At 38.2% G+C, this 15,272-nt stretch carries 18 protein-coding genes and 1 pseudogene; 14 read left to right on the top strand and 5 right to left on the bottom strand.

What is annotated here, in order from left to right; genetic code table 11:
• Positions 1-6 precede the first annotated feature (6 nt).
• The 5 genes from OIK42_RS19305 to OIK42_RS19285 all read left to right on the top strand — a co-directional run bounded on the left by OIK42_RS19305 (position 7) and on the right by OIK42_RS19285 (position 2,277).
• Entirely contained in the window at positions 7-516 is a 510-nt protein-coding gene (locus OIK42_RS19305; RefSeq protein ID WP_273642803.1) for a GNAT family N-acetyltransferase, read from the top strand.
• Between the two features lie 204 nt (positions 517-720).
• Entirely contained in the window at positions 721-933 is a 213-nt protein-coding gene (locus OIK42_RS19300; protein WP_273642802.1) for a hypothetical protein, read from the top strand.
• A gap of 11 nt (positions 934-944) precedes the next feature.
• A complete protein-coding gene (locus OIK42_RS19295) occupies positions 945-1,127 on the top strand; it encodes a hypothetical protein (protein ID WP_273642801.1) in 183 nt (60 codons plus the stop codon).
• Between the two features lie 247 nt (positions 1,128-1,374).
• Positions 1,375-1,605 carry a hypothetical protein gene (locus tag OIK42_RS19290; protein WP_273642800.1) on the top strand — a complete coding sequence of 77 codons (231 nt, stop codon included), beginning with the start codon at positions 1,375-1,377 and terminating at the stop codon, positions 1,603-1,605.
• Positions 1,606-1,968: 363 nt separating this feature from the next.
• The gene (locus OIK42_RS19285; protein ID WP_273642799.1) at positions 1,969-2,277 is read left to right on the top strand and encodes a hypothetical protein; all 309 of its coding nucleotides are present in this window, start codon (positions 1,969-1,971) and stop codon (positions 2,275-2,277) included.
• A 498-nt stretch (positions 2,278-2,775) separates the two neighbouring features.
• Here OIK42_RS19285 and OIK42_RS19280 read toward each other — a convergent pair whose 3' ends face one another.
• From OIK42_RS19280 to OIK42_RS19265, 4 genes are read right to left on the bottom strand one after another with little or no spacing between them, the layout of a single operon-like run.
• The gene (locus tag OIK42_RS19280) at positions 2,776-3,975 is read right to left on the bottom strand and encodes an ABC transporter permease (protein ID WP_273642798.1); all 1,200 of its coding nucleotides are present in this window, start codon (positions 3,973-3,975) and stop codon (positions 2,776-2,778) included.
• Between the two features lie 16 nt (positions 3,976-3,991).
• Positions 3,992-4,711 carry an ABC transporter ATP-binding protein gene (locus tag OIK42_RS19275; RefSeq protein WP_273642797.1) on the bottom strand — a complete coding sequence of 240 codons (720 nt, stop codon included), beginning with the start codon at positions 4,709-4,711 and terminating at the stop codon, positions 3,992-3,994.
• A complete protein-coding gene (locus tag OIK42_RS19270) occupies positions 4,708-5,886 on the bottom strand; it encodes an efflux RND transporter periplasmic adaptor subunit (protein ID WP_273642796.1) in 1,179 nt (392 codons plus the stop codon). Before OIK42_RS19270 ends, OIK42_RS19275 begins: the two co-directional genes overlap by 4 nt.
• A gap of 6 nt (positions 5,887-5,892) precedes the next feature.
• Positions 5,893-6,582, bottom strand: a complete 690-nt coding sequence (locus OIK42_RS19265) for a YIP1 family protein (RefSeq protein ID WP_273642795.1) — start codon at positions 6,580-6,582, stop codon at positions 5,893-5,895.
• 396 nt (positions 6,583-6,978) lie between these two features.
• Here OIK42_RS19265 and OIK42_RS19260 point away from each other — a divergent pair, with 396 nt between their 5' ends.
• The 9 genes and pseudogenes from OIK42_RS19260 to OIK42_RS19220 form a co-directional block, all read left to right on the top strand.
• A complete protein-coding gene (locus OIK42_RS19260; RefSeq protein WP_273642794.1) occupies positions 6,979-7,158 on the top strand; it encodes a hypothetical protein in 180 nt (59 codons plus the stop codon).
• Between the two features lie 66 nt (positions 7,159-7,224).
• Complete coding sequence (locus tag OIK42_RS19255) at positions 7,225-8,187, top strand: HEAT repeat domain-containing protein (protein ID WP_273642793.1); 963 nt, start codon at positions 7,225-7,227, stop codon at positions 8,185-8,187.
• Positions 8,177-9,070: a hypothetical protein gene (locus OIK42_RS19250; RefSeq protein WP_273642792.1), complete on the top strand. Its 894-nt coding sequence runs from the start codon at positions 8,177-8,179 to the stop codon at positions 9,068-9,070. The genes OIK42_RS19255 and OIK42_RS19250 overlap by 11 nt, the downstream gene beginning before the upstream one ends.
• Entirely contained in the window at positions 9,064-9,819 is a 756-nt protein-coding gene (locus OIK42_RS19245) for an ABC transporter ATP-binding protein (RefSeq protein WP_273642791.1), read from the top strand. Before OIK42_RS19250 ends, OIK42_RS19245 begins: the two co-directional genes overlap by 7 nt.
• A 9-nt stretch (positions 9,820-9,828) precedes the next feature.
• Entirely contained in the window at positions 9,829-11,100 is a 1,272-nt protein-coding gene (locus OIK42_RS19240; protein WP_273642790.1) for an ABC transporter permease, read from the top strand.
• Complete coding sequence (locus OIK42_RS19235) at positions 11,100-11,957, top strand: SDR family NAD(P)-dependent oxidoreductase (protein ID WP_273642789.1); 858 nt, start codon at positions 11,100-11,102, stop codon at positions 11,955-11,957. Before OIK42_RS19240 ends, OIK42_RS19235 begins: the two co-directional genes overlap by 1 nt.
• Before the next feature lie 103 nt (positions 11,958-12,060).
• Positions 12,061-13,169 (top strand): IS3 family transposase gene (locus OIK42_RS19230; protein ID WP_273642788.1). Its coding sequence is split into 2 segments (ribosomal slippage): positions 12,061-12,313 and positions 12,313-13,169, totalling 1,110 coding nucleotides; the frame shifts between segments, so codons are not numbered across the junction.
• Between the two features lie 345 nt (positions 13,170-13,514).
• The gene (locus OIK42_RS19225; protein ID WP_273642787.1) at positions 13,515-13,928 is read left to right on the top strand and encodes a helix-turn-helix domain-containing protein; all 414 of its coding nucleotides are present in this window, start codon (positions 13,515-13,517) and stop codon (positions 13,926-13,928) included.
• A gap of 68 nt (positions 13,929-13,996) precedes the next feature.
• Positions 13,997-14,098, top strand: a pseudogene (locus OIK42_RS19220) (transposase); the annotation flags it as partial.
• Positions 14,099-14,250: 152 nt separating this feature from the next.
• On the opposite strand, the gene OIK42_RS19215 reads toward OIK42_RS19220, so the two are convergent.
• The gene (locus OIK42_RS19215; protein WP_273642786.1) at positions 14,251-15,210 is read right to left on the bottom strand and encodes a tyrosine-type recombinase/integrase; all 960 of its coding nucleotides are present in this window, start codon (positions 15,208-15,210) and stop codon (positions 14,251-14,253) included.
• Positions 15,211-15,272: the final 62 nt, after the last annotated feature.

Genomic DNA, 15,272 nt, shown 5'->3' with positions numbered 1-15,272 from the left:
GACAACATGCCTTCTGAAATGGTAAACCCGCATGATAGTCTAGTGTCCTTTCAAGAGTGTATTTTGCAGGGGATGATTCCTTTAGCAAAAGTACCCGGTTATTCAAATTTGTATAGTTATGTTGATGAAGCTTCGCCTGGTGTAATGCGATTTACATATGCGCGTATGACTGATGACAGACGCACAGTTAAAGCTTTTTGCTCCTGCGTAAAGAATGGGTTTCATGACGGCCATCCATGTATTTCTATCGGCTATGCAGTTCCAGAGCAATATCGAAATCGAGGATATGGGACAGCAATAGTGAAAGAAGCTGTAAATGACCTTTTATCGCAAGCTCATAAAGGTGGAATACCGCATATAGTTATAGATTCTGTGGTCAGCAAGGAAAACGTGGCTTCTCAACGAGTCACCGAGAGTGCACTACAAGTTATTAGAGAGTCAATAATTGACACAGAATCTGGGCAGCCTGCCTTTCAATACACAGCTGTATACAGCACCGTAGAGTCTATTCTTTAAATTTTTAATGTAGGAAACATAGATGTTACTCGGGTGGCTAAAGAAATACATATCCATTGGAAAGGTTGAAAAGCCCGAAGATTGTCAGAATGATGATGACCACTATGTATTCACGTTCAGCTCTACCCAGTTAGTGATCTGCTTTGCTGTGTTATGCATGGTTATTTGGGCGATTTTTGTCAAATATATTCAATAGGAAAAACGATGGCCGTTACTAAACAGCAGGTATTAGATTTGGAGCGCTGCAACATTAACCTTGCTGCGCTGGGGAATATCAGGGAACAGTTGGAAAAAGTACGTCCATCGGACGACGAATCTTTTGCCGGACACGTTTCTAAAATTCATTCACTGATAGACGAAATGAGCGCTGATGAAATCTCTCTAAGGGACGCCTTTTTCGAAGAATTAACGCGATAGGAAAAACGAATATGAAGTTGAGTTTTGAAGAATTAGAGTTGATAAATCGATCACTTATGGCAAAACGCTGGCAAGTGGAAAAGGAGTCGGGGCAAGATCATCCAGATTTTACGGCGACAGCTCAATTGATGGATAAATTAGCAGTCAATAATAACGGTGCTGAATTGAAATTTATCTCTAAATCCGAGAAGTAGGAAACAAGGTATACTCTGTAGATCGCGTTCTGGAACGTTAGACTGTAGTTAATCTTTCTCTGGAAAATGCTCTGTGACCGCATTTGTAGCGCGATTCGTCAGATATGAGACTCTGGAATTATCCAGAGAAACAGCACCAGTACGGTGTGTTTATTAACGATAAGGAAGAATTCTGGAAAACCGCTCTACTGACCAATCCGAGTGGCTTTCCAGAGTTCTTCCAGACAACCAACTAAAGAGTAACGATGTGGCTGAAAATATGCGTTTGAAAGCTGTAATACGAATCGTATGTGCCATAGCGAGCATCTACTTGTTTATAGCTTTTTATGATAATAGGGATTGGTTTATTTTGGTCATGGGAATTGCATTTGCTTATAGCGCCATCAGGCCTTGGAAAAAATCTAAAGCAAAAGAACCCGGCACAAGTTGGGATAATCCAAGTAAAACCGTAGCCGGTAAATCTGTGGACGATAGATAGTAGGGGAATAACGAATGGATAGTTTAAAATCGATCTTAAGCAAACGGCTTGTGCTAGCTACGCCTGCGTTCATCGCGAGTTTATTTTTGCACATAGCTGTGATTAAGGAAATTGAAACATCTGGTTATGGAATGATTATATCTAATTGTCTGTTAGTGATGGGAGCAATTATCTTTGTCTCTGGGTTCATATCATATTCCTTAGATAAAAATAGTAGTAAGCATGAAGGGAATTAAATATGAATGCTATTGATACCGCTCTTGGAGTGATATTGCATACGCCGTTTTATTAGTGGCAATGGCTCTTATAGGTTTCATCGTTTCGCTGGTACGGTCTGAGAAAGATATATCTAAGAAGGAATAAATGATGCCTTTTATAAACGATTTTGACAGGCTTAAAGCGGACAAAGCGTATAGGGCCAGAGAAGCTAGGAAAGCGGAAGTTTGGGTTTTTATGACTGGAGTATTGATGCTTCCAGCGCTGTTCTACATTTTGTTCAGCGAGAGTGCGTCGATGCTTTTTGCGCTACTTCCGTTGGTTGTTTTTTTCTTTGTTGTCTCAGGGCAAAACCCTATTAAAACAGTACGCTCAGGTGCAGGTAACTTCATTGCTGGCTTTATGGCATGTAAAACGGCCATCAGTGAAATCGTTGAAGGAATTAAACATGATTAAAGAAAAATTCTGGCAAAAAGCAATTGCGATAGCAATAGCTGTGCATCTAGCTTTCAGAGCTGCTATTCGCATCTTCATCAGGTTTAGAAGCTCATATCTCAGAAATAAACAAAAACTTGTTGTGGTCACACAGACAAAAACGACCGTATGTAGGTTTAACATCCGAGTCAAACCAAGGCTTTCGAACAACTCTGAATCAAAATAGAATATTAAATTTAATTCTAAATGTATACCCAAGCAAACCAGCAATACAATAGCGTAAGTATTGGCAACTATCTTTTTTTGTAGCTTTAATTCATTTAATATTTACGATATCATTTCGAAATTCTTGAATGTTTTTGGGCCAACATTTATGTTTGGTTTTACGGAAAAATGGTAGAGATCTTAATAATAAACTTTTGTTTTCTCTGTTCCTACGTTTTTCATTTCAGTTAAATTTTATTATGCATATGAATTTTGCCATTTACCTCCAGTTTTGATTTATAGGTACAGCAATATTCATTCATATTTTAATGCGTCTATTGGATTCAAATTAGCTGCTTTGAAGGCAGGAACAATCCCGAAAAAAATCCCTATAGTTATCGAGAACCCCGATGCAAGCATTACAGACCATAAAGGAACTTCGGAAGGTGGAAAGCCAGGGATAAACAACGAAGTTGTAGCACTTATAAAATAACCGAGACAAATTCCTATAAATCCTCCGGCACCTGAAATAATGATGGCTTCCATAAGAAACTGTAGTAGAATATCGGACCTTCTAGCGCCAATCGCCTTACATATACCAATTTCTCGAGTCCTTTCAGTGACAGATAGGAGCATTATGTTCATAATACCAACTCCACCTACCAGCAATGAAATAGCAACGATGCCCCCTAACACAACCGTTAAAATACTTAAAATATTAGAAATTCCTGAAGTTAGTTGCTCGGATGTTTCAATTTTAAAATCGTCCTGCTCGTCAACAATGTTGTGCTGTTTCCTGAGTATAGTCTGCAACGCCAGTTTAACTGAGTCGAGATCATTGATGTCTTTTAGCTCTAATTGCAAGAAAATATCAGGAATCCAGCCTTGACCATTCAGGCCTTTCATGGTCTCGTAGGGTATGATTAGATAATTGTCTTGTTCAATACCAAAAAATGTCCCTTTGGGTTTGGCAACGCCAATAACTTTGAACCATTCATCTCTGTATTTTATAAATTCTCCGTCTGGAATTTCAGGTAAATTAAGTTTTAACCTTAATTCATCACCTATAAACGCAACCTTTCTCCTAGTGTTATTGTCGTTATAAGATAGAAACCGACCACTTTTCAACTCAATATTTTGTATGTCTTTATACGTATATGTGGTTCCATAGACTTGTCCAAATGTTTGTAAGTTTTTAAATGAAATTGCGCTTTCGCCACTTCTAGATATCAGAGTTGGCGTTATGAACTCTACACCTTTAACCTTCCCTTTGATTTCATCAACATCTTGGGCAGTAATTTTTGCGAATTTTCCTTGCAACTGGTCACTTGGTGATGTGTATGATCTTAAAGTTAAAGAGTTAGAACCAAAACCCTCAAATTGCTCATATATGCTATTACCAAATCCCTCGATTACTGAGATTATAGCAATTGTAGATGCAACCCCTATAATTATGCCTAACATTGTAAGAAAACTCTTCAAGCCGTGTGACCAAACAGAAATAAATGCTGCCATTAGTATTTCTTTTAGTCTAAGCATGGACTTCACTTGCTGATGTTTTTGTGACGTCACTGATAATCACACCGTCACTCAATACAATCCTTCTTTTGCAAAGTTCAGCTATCTCTTCTTCATGTGTAACAACTATAATTGTGTGACCTAGCTTATTTAGCTCTTGAAAAATTTTCATTATTTCGTGAGTAGTTTTGGTATCCAAATTCCCTGTTGGCTCATCGGCTAACAGAATGGATGGTGAGGTGATAATAGCTCGCGCAATAGCTATCCTTTGCCGCTGACCACCAGAGAGTTCGCTCGGTAAATGCAGAAGCCTATCCTTTAAACCTACGTGAGTTAATGCATTTGTCGCAGCAATTTTTCTTTCTCTTAACCCCACACCACGGTACAGAAGGGGCTGCATTGTATTTTGAAGAGCGTTGAGCTTAGTTAGCAAATTAAAGTTTTGGAAAATAAAGCCAATTTTTTTATTGCGGACGAGCGCTAATTCATTCTCGGTTTTTAGAGAAACATTTTCACCACTCAAGTAATAGTCACCTGACCAGGCGGCATCTAAACATCCCAAAATATTCATCAAGGTTGTTTTGCCAGATCCCGAGGATCCAGTTATGGCAACAAAATCAGCTTTGTAAATTTTCAGACTGATATCTTTTAACGCTAAAACGTCCTGCTGACCCATACTATAACTTTTCGATATGGTATCTAAATTAATAATAGGATGAGATAATTGAGTCATAACTCTATCTCTAAGATATTAACATCAATTTGTTCCTTACCTTTAAATTGTTTAAAAACGCTATTAGGTCCGATCACTATTACAGAGTTCTCTTCTAGCCCACTAGTAACATGTTGAAACTTGTCATCTGCTATACCAGTCTTGATGACAACACGTTCTGCGACTTTATTTTTTATGACATAAACAAATCTTTCCACATTCTCGCCAGTTCCAAGGTTTTCAGATATTTGAACAGCATTAATTGGTACCGCTAAAACCGAATTTTCCATTTGTGAGTAAATTTCGACTCTACAGCTCATACCCGACCTCAGAGTGACCGCTTCGGGTGCGGCAAACTGTATGTTCACCTTGAAACTAATGTTTTGCCTACGGCCATATAACTTAGCAGTGTTAGAAATGAATTTTACAGTGCCTTCAATAACTGAATCAGGGTATGCGACAGAAACTATGTCGACACCCTGGCCTAGCCTAATTTTTGAAAAGTCGGCTTCATCGGCTTTAATTTCAGCGATTAGTGTAGATGTGTCTGAAATGACCATCAATGAGGATCCTGCTATGTTAGTCGTTCCCGAAATAGCTGTCTCACCTTCTTTGATTGTAAGATTTGTGATTTTTCCGCTTATAGGTGATCGGATTTTGGTCTTTGACAGCTGTTCTTGGGAAAATTTCAACCTTGCTTTGGCCTGTTTAATCTGCTCTTTACTTTCATTTAAGTCGATTTCAGCCACTTTGAGCTTATAATAAATCTCTTCGTATTGCTCCTCACTAACTACATTTTGATAAAGCATCTCTTTTTTTCTCAGCCATTGGCCATTTAGATTTGCTAATATAATTTTTTGTTTCTCTATTAAGATTTCATACTGCTTAACTGATGATATATTCTCTTCAACAATTGATTTATATGCCCGATCATCTATCTCTATCAGCAATTGTTCTTCGATTACATTTTGGCCTTCTTGCACGTGCAGGCGCTTCACCACACCTATAAGTTCAGATGTTAGGTTAACTTCTTTTTCGTAGACAAAGTTTCCCGAAGCAATAATTGAGCTCTTAATGGTCTGTCGGCTTAACGTTGCAGAGTCCACATCCGTCGATTGCTGAATAGCAAATTTCTTTTGTATGATCGGGACTAACAATGCAGCAACGATAACGGCTATTACCAATATTTTTTTCATGCCTTTCTAAGACAGCAAATATTGTGAAATAAAAAATATGGCGAATGGCAAGCACACAATAACCACTGACTTTAATCGGTCGATGTTAACCCAACTGCTGAAACCTATTACCATAAGTGTAATGGTCCATAATAGAGTTAAGTCAACGGTGTTAAAAAACGAGCTTAACTTCGAATCTAAGGGTAGATTAAAAAATAGCGAGTTCAGTGATAAAGGATTGGCAGTGTCCGGTAAATACCGTCCGTAGTCAGATATTAAAACCATAACTATGGAAGAGAAAACTCCCAATAAAGATGGGATATAACTCCATGCCACTAAGGTCAACCACTGTCGAAACTCATGATGTGCATGTAACATCTTAGAGGCCATATAAAAATATAAACTTATCAAGCAGAACGCAGCCGGCAATAAAAAGGCGGCGGTTATCATGCTTGTAATTCCAAGTTGGGTTGGAGAAAGCATTGAATATATTTCAGTAATTTGCTGTTTTTCAGCATTAGACGCGTTAATTGTTTTGACTTCGATTAAATTATCTATGTACCAATCGTGGTCTATATTGCCAAACACAAACGCTAACATAACCACATTACATAATATAATAATCAAAATGGGTGCGATGAAATTTTTCCCAGAATGGAGTCTTGGCAAGCCGTTTTTTGGTGTCGATAAGAATTCAACGAGTAATAATGTTCGCATTTACAATCCCTGTAATATTGCAGTTAAAAGACGCTATCAAATAAACATAAATCATTTTTTTACGAAATACAACCGATAAAAAACGCAGAATAAAAAATACATTTTATTAATTTTAATGAGCTAGCGGCGTAAAAATTAAACTTAGCAGTCGAAAAAATAAAGTTGACACGAAAGAAAAAGTGGTGTTAATAGTATTTAAGTCGGCAGGGAGTAGTTGACTTTGCAAATTAAGATAAAAGGATTTATCGCTCTTCAGATATGTTCAAATGTAGACCCGTTATTTCATCTTATCTCAAATTTCAAACATGCCCTGCTGATTAAATATGACAGGTATTTTGCCATAAACGGTAGATGCTTAGCGCATATTTAAAAACAATAGAAACTAGAGAGAAAAAAATGCAAACATTCCCTTCTTTGGAATACCCAGTAGCATTTGTCGGAAGTCAATATCAAGAAGAAACTCTTGCTGTAGCAATTGCTGTTGGAATCGGTGTTGCCATAGGTATCGGTGTTGGTGTAGGCGTTGCCGTTGCTGTGCATGAAGGTCCAGTAGTGGAAGTTGAAGAAATAAACTAAGAGGAAGTGCTATGCACATCCTAAGATAAGTTTTTAGGGTGTGCTTTTATGGCTAGGAGAAAATGCATGCCAATGACAAAGAATCAATATATCGAGCGGATGATTTCTACTCAACAAGAAACGCTCGAAAAAATAAAAGCACATCCATCTATGGCACCGATTCGCGCAAAGTTGGAATGCGATAAAGATTTTAAATTTTCAGAATACGTGCCTCTCTTCGAAAATATGTTGAAATCTGGGTTCCTTCAACATGTTATAGATGTAGAGTTGAATAATCTCAAAAACTTTCCTGATTATCAGCTGAGAAATTTTTCATCAGAAACAAGAACTAAAGGATGGCAAGTACTCGAAACTAAAGACTTTGTCATAAATGTTGGAATTGGAACGAGAACTCCAGAAGAAGTAAGCTATATCGAATGGCACAAAAGCCAAAATCCTGGAGAGTTTCAAAGCAAACTTACAGTTACACCAAAACATTTTTATATGGGTTTTGCGCTAATTCCCTATGGTTCTAATCACATTGAGTTTGTTGTTCCTGAATGGGATGAAAATAATCCGCCTTCGCCGAATGAAAAATTAAAGTTTGTGCGCGAAAGACAGCTTCAAAATGGAGACTCTATTTACCTTAAATCTGGCGAAGGCATACCAGCCGTGACTTATACGGGAAAAATCGTTTATCTCGAAGTTGCTGGTAAAAATGATTTCTCGTTTTCTCCCGTGTATTGTCTTGAAACCTTAAAACTTGATATGTTGGTAGGAACAGACGAGCAAGCCTCTAGAATAGAGCTATTAACGAGGCACTTGATCAATGTGGAAGCTGAAGAATCAATTGAAACAGTGGAAAAGGCTTCAAAGGAGCATTCTCATCACCATATAAGATGGTCTTTAATGGAATGTCTTTATAAGTTGAGCCCTGAAAAAGGAATTCAACGGCTAAAAGACGGATTGACAGACCCTCATATACATATCCGTAATGCTTCAGCATTGGCCCTCAATACTATTAGTCAGGAAAAGCAAAATGCCAATTAAATTAAGGTCCTCAGTTAAGAGAAGCATAACGGTAGAAGATTACGTTGAGTATGTTGAACAGCACGTTGATTTAGCAGATCCGGACAGCATCATTGAGTCAGCAGACATGCTCAAAGCGTTGAGTAACAATCGGACGTTTATCGCAGATCAAATTACTCGCGAGCTAAAAGACTGTACATCGCTGCAAGAAAATAATAAGTATTCTCCTCAAGTTTTAATGATTGCTAATGGGAAGAATTTTTTTGTAAGAGCAAATTTTTGGCCATCTTTAGATGACGCTATTGTAAAATCAAATGGTCCCGAAAGTTTTTTTTACAACAGAGCTCATGACCATAATTTTGATTTTTTGACAATTGGTCATTATGGTCCTGGATATGATTCTGACTTTTATGAATATGATCATACAAATGTGATTGGATACCCAGGTGAAAAAGTAGATATTAAATTTAAGGGTCGAGATAGTTTAGCTAAGGACGAAATTATTTTTTACAGAAAATCATTTGATATTCATTCGCAATTACCCCCTGAATCCTTTTCAATGTCGCTGAACCTGATGACAGATTTCCAAACAACTATATTTAAAACGAACCAATATTTTTTTGATATAAATAATAGTTCTATAATTGGTTTAGCGAACAGAGCCTCTGGGCCTCTAATTATAGATGTAGCCGCAGAAGTTGGAGATGAAAACACGTTAGATGTATTGTTCGAAATACTTAACAGTAATAAACAAACATCGAGAGTAAGGGTTCAGACAATGGCCTCCTTATGCAAAGTGTTTCCTGAAAAAGAAGCGTCAATATTGCAACACATCAGCTTATCAGAAGATACTATTTTAGCCAATAACGCGAAGGTCAGAATTGAGAGGCTAAGCAAATGTTAGATGTTATAGGAGTTGGCAAAACATTTAAGAACTCAAAGAACAGTCGAAAAAATGATTGTCGTATCGACGGGGATAATTTCCATGCTCTCAGAGACATAAGTTTCAGTTGCAGTTCTCGAGAAATTGTAGGCATCCTTGGGGCCAACGGCGCGGGAAAAACAACGTTACTTAGGATTCTTTGCTCTGTCCTATCAAAGAGCAAAGGAATCATAAAACTCAACGGCAATGCAATTGATTCAACGTCGCAAATGAAAAAGAATTTTGGCCTTCTATCTGGCACAAAAGGACTTTATGCCAATATGACAGCGAGAGAAATCTTAGAGTTTTATGGAACTCTATATGAAATCGATGAAGACTCATTTAATTGTAGAATTACCAAAATAAGCGAAAAACTTAGTATTCAAAATTTCCTCGATGTACAAATTAAAAGATTTTCTCAAGGAATGAAACAGAGAGTCGCATTTGCTAGAGCATTAATACATGACCCAAATATACTTATCTTGGATGAACCGACAACAGGAATGGATGTTCCTTCTGCTAGAAACGTTATTAACTTCATTAACAACTGTCAAGAAGATGGGAAACTTGTTCTGGTATCAACGCACAATATGTCAGAAGTTGAGAAGTTATGCACCAAAGTAGTACTTTTACACGATGGACTTGTAAAATTTCAAGGGACAACCGAACAGATGAAAGCTACGGGCAAATCGGACCAATTGGATGACGCATTCACTAACTTATGTATGTAAAAGATTACAATGAATAAAATAATCAAAGCTGTATTCAAAAAAGAGTTATTGTTGGCATTGAGAGATAAGAGAGGAATGATTGCAATATTATTTGTCCCTTTATTCTTGATGCCTATGATGACCTTTATCGGGACGTTTGTAGGCTTGCAAGCTGCCCCGTCTAAACAAGAAAGCAAGTCATTCAAAATTGGCATTCAGCAGCATAAAGATCTAGAAAGTTTGGGCCAAATCATGAAGGACACAAAATTCAAAAAGGTTGGGTCTACCATAGCCTTTAAGGATGCCTTAGCTATAAAGAATAGCGTTCGTGATGGTCAGCTTAATATAGGTATTATCGTTGGTGATGGTGATGGTGATGGTGATGATATCCACTCGAAAAGTTTAAAAGTTTTTTATAATAGAAGCATAGGTAATTCAGAGACGGAATTATTGAGACAAGTGTTTACCAATTATGAGAGAGAAATTGTGGAAGCGGCGTTACAAAAGTACGATTTAGATATGCCGACCAAGTTGACATTGCTGAGCCCATTAAACGTAAAAATGGAGAAGCTAAAAATTACTGATGAACGCGACATTAGAAAACAGTTTGGAATTCCGTTTTCGACTGGTGTTTTAATTTTTATGATGATTTTTTGCTTTTTAGGTGCATCCTCTTACTGTTTTGACGTCACAGTTGTTGAGCGCCAAACTGGTTCACTAGAAACTATGCTAATGGTTCCACAGAAACCGTCAGACATCGTTTTTGGGAAACTAATTTTTATTTGTTCAACTGGTTTCGTTAGTATTTTCGCTGGCCTGGTCGGAATGTCCGGCTTCGGTTTATTAACAAGTTTATTAGCGAGTAGTAGTAAAGTGACATCTAATGAAAATATGCATTCGCAAGTACTCGAATTCTTCATTTTTTTGAATTCTATAAGTTTGTGGGATATTTCTATATTGTTTATATATGCGATACCACTTTTCGTATTGATTTGCACAACCTTAATGGCGATCGGTGCTTTTGTAAAATCCGGAAAAGAAGGGAAAGCGCTAACATTTCCATTGCTAATCATTGTAATTGCTTCAAATACTATCGCTCAACTACCCATCGATAATGTTTCTGGTGTGTTAGCCTTTGTTCCATTCGTAAACGCCGCATTGGGCATGAAAATTCATTTTATGGGAAATGATGGTCTATATTGGTTGTTAACAACAAGTGCCGTAAACATATCTTTAACAGCAATCTTTATCACGTATTGTGGCAGCATGTTTAGTAATGTCCGAATTTTGAGGACACAATAATGATGGAGGATAGTAATGTGAATGGAAACAATATAGTTATAACTGGCGGAACTAGAGGTATAGGTAAGAATGTTTCTCTAAAACTGGCTGCCTACTCGACCAAAATAATTATTGTTGGTAGTGATCCCCTCGCAGGTGATAATGCTGTAACCGATATAAAAAATTCTAGTGATAATGAAAACGTTGATTTTATAAAATGCGATTTTTCTTCGCTCAAACAAGTAGAACAGTTGTCCAAAGATATCTCCAAAAAAATGCCAACAGTTGATATACTTGTGAATAACGCTGGAATAGTGTCTCCAAAACATCAATTGAGTGATGACCGTATAGAAAAAACTCTGGCGGTAAATTACTTTAGCCACGTTTTGTTAACTACATCTTTACTAGAAAATATTAAGACCAGTAAAAATGGTCTTATAGTTAATGTAACTTCTGATTGTCACAAACTTAGAACTTTTGACTTTACCGACTTTGACAACTCAAAGGATTATCATTGGATGCTGGCTTATAATCGTTCTAAGTTAGCAAATGTGCTCTTTAACCATGAATTGGCTGATAGGCTTATTGATACTAATATTAAAGTTAATTCGATAAGCCCAGGGGGAGTTCGTACAGGTATTTATGATGAGCTCCAGTTTTTTGTTAGACTAGCCAGCAAGCTAACTTGCAGCTCTGTAGATAAAGGAGCAAATTATATTTGTAATTTGATTTTTCAAAACTTAACTAAAGGTGGGAGTGGGCTGTATTATTCTAAAAGTAAATTAAAAAAATCATGTGATGCGACATATGATAAAAACCTAAAAACTTCATTGTGGGATTTGACAGAAAAAATGATTTCGATGAAGCTAAATAAATAACACTGTTTAAATACGATCTACATAATTATCATATTGTCCACTTCCCCTAAACTGAGACAGACATAATTAGAGTTTTCTGCAATGATTAACGCAGGTGACGACTATGAAAAAATCACGCTATACAGAATCTCAGATCATCGCAGTATTGAAAGAAGTTGATGCGGGTAGGAAAGTTGAGGAAGTGTGCCGCCAACACGGTATTAGCAGTGCCACTTATTACAACTGGAAGTCTAAATACGGTGGTATGGAAGCGTCCGACGTCAAGCGATTGAAAGAGCTTGAAGAGGAAAATGCAAAGCTTAAGAAAATGTTTGCAGATGTCAGCCTGGAAAATAACGCGATTAAGGAGCTTGTCGCAAAAAAGGGTTGGTGACATCAGAGAAACGAGAGTGCGTCAGCATACTGGTTGATGCGGGGCTAAGTATCGTGAAGGCCTGCCTGTATGTTGGTATAGGCCGTTCGACCTTCTATCGTCCCGAGCGAGACTGGCGCAAAGTAAATGCTGCTGTCATTGATGCAATCAATGCGGTACTAGAGAAGTCGCCACGAGCAGGCTTCTGGAAGTGTTTTGGCCGAATGCGGTTCAAAGGCTTTCCGTTTAATCATAAACGTGTTTATCGCGTGTATTGTCAGATGGGGTTGAACTTAAAGCGCAGAACTAAACGGGTGCTTCCTAAACGAATAGCACAGCCGCTGGAAGTCATGGAGCAGGCGAACCACCAATGGGCGTTGGACTTTATGCATGACACTTTATACTGCGGTAAACGATTCAGAACACTAAATGTAGTGGATGAAGGCACGCGCGAATGCTTAGCCATTGAAGTTGACACCTCATTACCTGCGGGCCGTGTCGTGCGCGTCTTAGAACAACTTAAAGCTGAGCGTGGATTACCAACTCAGCTGCGCATGGATAATGGCCCGGAGCTAATTTCGGCGACGCTGACAGATTGGTGTGAAACCAATAATATTGAACTGATATATATCCAGCCAGGTAAGCCACAACAAAATGGTTTTGTTGAACGCTTTAACGGTTCATTTCGCAGAGAGTTTCTGGATGCCTACTTGTTTGAGAATCTCAATCAGGTAAGAGAAATGGCCTGGTTCTGGCGACTGGATTATAACGAAGAAAGAACCCATGAAAGTCTGGGTAACCTGCCTCCGGCAGCTTACCGACAGAAATTGGAAAACTCTAGTTTAGAACTGTGTCATTAACGGGGAAGTGGACAATATGATTTCCTGCAGCAGTAATCTAATCTAGGTTCTTATCTGGATAACAGAGTGCAGCGGGAGAGGTATGATGAGGTTATTAAAAATAAAAGAATTAAACAGTGAGCATGCTAATGGAAATATTCGAAACGTTTGTGCGAAAACAAAACCCGAAGCTCTAACTATATCAAGAATTGAAAACTAAGCCGATGCAGTAATACATGCTAAACACAAAAGTTCAAAGATCGCATTAAAGTCATGTGACATCGTATAAATGTCGTAGATAAAACATGTTTTTTTAGAGTATTATCATAATGTCTAAAAAGTGGAGGACGAGGTATGGAAATGAATGTGAATATAGAAGTATTAAAAAACCAAAGAATTAAAAATAACTGGACTCAACAACATCTTGCTAAGATCTGTGGCTTAAGTCTCAGGACCATTCAGCGAGTAGAAAAAACTGGCATAACTTCGGCTGAGACGGTGGGAGCATTATGCGCAGTTTTTAAGATCAATCAGAAGGAAATTGTAGTTCAAGCAACAAATACGTCAATGTGTTCCAAGGTCTATCACGAATATAAGGCTGCGCTTTATATTTTATTGATTTCACAGTTCGTTGGTATCTTTGGGGTTTTCTATTCGATAAACTCATTATCAGAAATCCAGTTTCAAATTGCCATAGCAAGTGTTTGTATTTTTTGTTTTTTGTCTTTTTTTACTCTAGCGGTAAGTGCTCACAAGAAGGGGATGCTAAAGGAATTGTAACCCTCCCCTAAAATCAGAATAGCCTTAATAGAGTTTTCCATTTACAGTAAACCTAATGGAGAACCAAGATGAAAAAAACACGTTTTAGCGAGAGCCAAATAATTAATATTTTAAAAGAAGGCGAATCTGGCGCGGTTAGTGTGCCTGATTTATGCCGATTACACGGCGTGGTAACTGGTATGATAGTAACGGTATCAAATATAAGGGCTGACACTATCAATAAGTTGTTTTTGTTAAATGCCTTTCTGGTTAGCTTGTGTAGCAATGAAAGGCCGATAAGTGGCCCATTTACTATAATCCATTAACAGGCATGATTCAGGTGTTAAAGGATTCCCGCCATACCGCCTTTCGCAACGTTTGAGCGTTCGCCGTAACGTACAGCCATTCTTTCAGATTTCCAGTTTCCAGCCTGGATAATTTGTATAAGAGGTCTGTTTTTCTCGGTCATGCTGACTGTTGCTCCCACTCTCGTTGAGTGGCAACTAAACTCTTGGCCATTATTGAGCCGGGCCCCAAAGGTCTTGAACGTTTTATACATCGCCTGGTAGCCCATACTACTATCCTGCAGCGTATGTTTGGGTGATAGATTCCTGAATACCATGCCTTCAGTGATGCCGGTAGCATTTAGCCACATATCCAGCAGTGCTAACGTTCGTGGTGAGATATAGCCATAGATACCATGGCCTTCCTGATCTGTTTTCGAATAAGGCGCAAATACAGAATTTGAGGCGCGATGAATATGGTGAAGCTGTATTCCGGTAAGGTTCGATGCTCGAAACAAGGTGTCAAAAGCCAGGTTAACGAGCAGCTTGTTGCGAATATCTAACAATGAGTTTGGATTGAAAGTATCATTCAGTTCTTTTAGCACTTCTGCCGTAATTGGCTCTGCCTGGTCTTGCGCTGCCGGCTTCTTTTTAAGCTTGTTGGCCACAAAGTCACGGAGTAACTTTGAGTGCTTAAAGGGGTCAGGTAATTCCGCAATGCCGATGAAGAATTTTATCGCGCTCAACTTCCGCTTAATTGAGGCATTTTTAATCTCCGAGTCCATTAACGTTAAAAAATACGCTTTGATGGAGTCCTTGGTGACTTTCCAGTCATCGGACATGGCCGGGCATTGATGGATGTCACAGAATGACAAATATTGCTCGAAATCTGAAAGGTAGGCCTTTTTGGTATTGTCGGCCATATCATCGAGCACATCCCGACGAAATTCATTCAGGTTATCTAGGACCATCTTTTTGGTCACGCTATCTCGTATAGATAAATTCGTCAGCCTGGTCATACATAGACCCCGTATTTTATTATTCTAGATAATTACAGTTATCTAGAATAATAGAGCAGGGG

The organism is Alteromonas gilva, assembly GCF_028595265.1.
GTDB classification, from domain to species: Bacteria; Pseudomonadota; Gammaproteobacteria; order Enterobacterales; family Alteromonadaceae; genus Alteromonas; species Alteromonas gilva.
Note: the sequence above shows the minus strand (reverse complement) of the source record. Positions and strands in the feature narration are given on the sequence as shown.

Coding starts and splice junctions, on each gene's coding strand:
- OIK42_RS19305 (WP_273642803.1), top strand. CDS start 7: ATGCCTTCTGAAATGGTAAACCCGCATGATAGTCTAGTGTCCTTTCAA.
- OIK42_RS19285 (WP_273642799.1), top strand. CDS start 1,969: ATGATGCCTTTTATAAACGATTTTGACAGGCTTAAAGCGGACAAAGCG.
- OIK42_RS19300 (WP_273642802.1), top strand. CDS start 721: ATGGCCGTTACTAAACAGCAGGTATTAGATTTGGAGCGCTGCAACATT.
- OIK42_RS19270 (WP_273642796.1), bottom strand. CDS start 5,886: ATGAAAAAAATATTGGTAATAGCCGTTATCGTTGCTGCATTGTTAGTC.
- OIK42_RS19245 (WP_273642791.1), top strand. CDS start 9,064: ATGTTAGATGTTATAGGAGTTGGCAAAACATTTAAGAACTCAAAGAAC.
- OIK42_RS19215 (WP_273642786.1), bottom strand. CDS start 15,210: ATGACCAGGCTGACGAATTTATCTATACGAGATAGCGTGACCAAAAAG.
- OIK42_RS19235 (WP_273642789.1), top strand. CDS start 11,100: ATGATGGAGGATAGTAATGTGAATGGAAACAATATAGTTATAACTGGC.
- OIK42_RS19265 (WP_273642795.1), bottom strand. CDS start 6,582: ATGCGAACATTATTACTCGTTGAATTCTTATCGACACCAAAAAACGGC.
- OIK42_RS19280 (WP_273642798.1), bottom strand. CDS start 3,975: ATGGCAGCATTTATTTCTGTTTGGTCACACGGCTTGAAGAGTTTTCTT.
- OIK42_RS19240 (WP_273642790.1), top strand. CDS start 9,829: ATGAATAAAATAATCAAAGCTGTATTCAAAAAAGAGTTATTGTTGGCA.
- OIK42_RS19250 (WP_273642792.1), top strand. CDS start 8,177: ATGCCAATTAAATTAAGGTCCTCAGTTAAGAGAAGCATAACGGTAGAA.
- OIK42_RS19275 (WP_273642797.1), bottom strand. CDS start 4,711: ATGACTCAATTATCTCATCCTATTATTAATTTAGATACCATATCGAAA.
- OIK42_RS19260 (WP_273642794.1), top strand. CDS start 6,979: ATGCAAACATTCCCTTCTTTGGAATACCCAGTAGCATTTGTCGGAAGT.
- OIK42_RS19255 (WP_273642793.1), top strand. CDS start 7,225: ATGCCAATGACAAAGAATCAATATATCGAGCGGATGATTTCTACTCAA.
- OIK42_RS19295 (WP_273642801.1), top strand. CDS start 945: ATGAAGTTGAGTTTTGAAGAATTAGAGTTGATAAATCGATCACTTATG.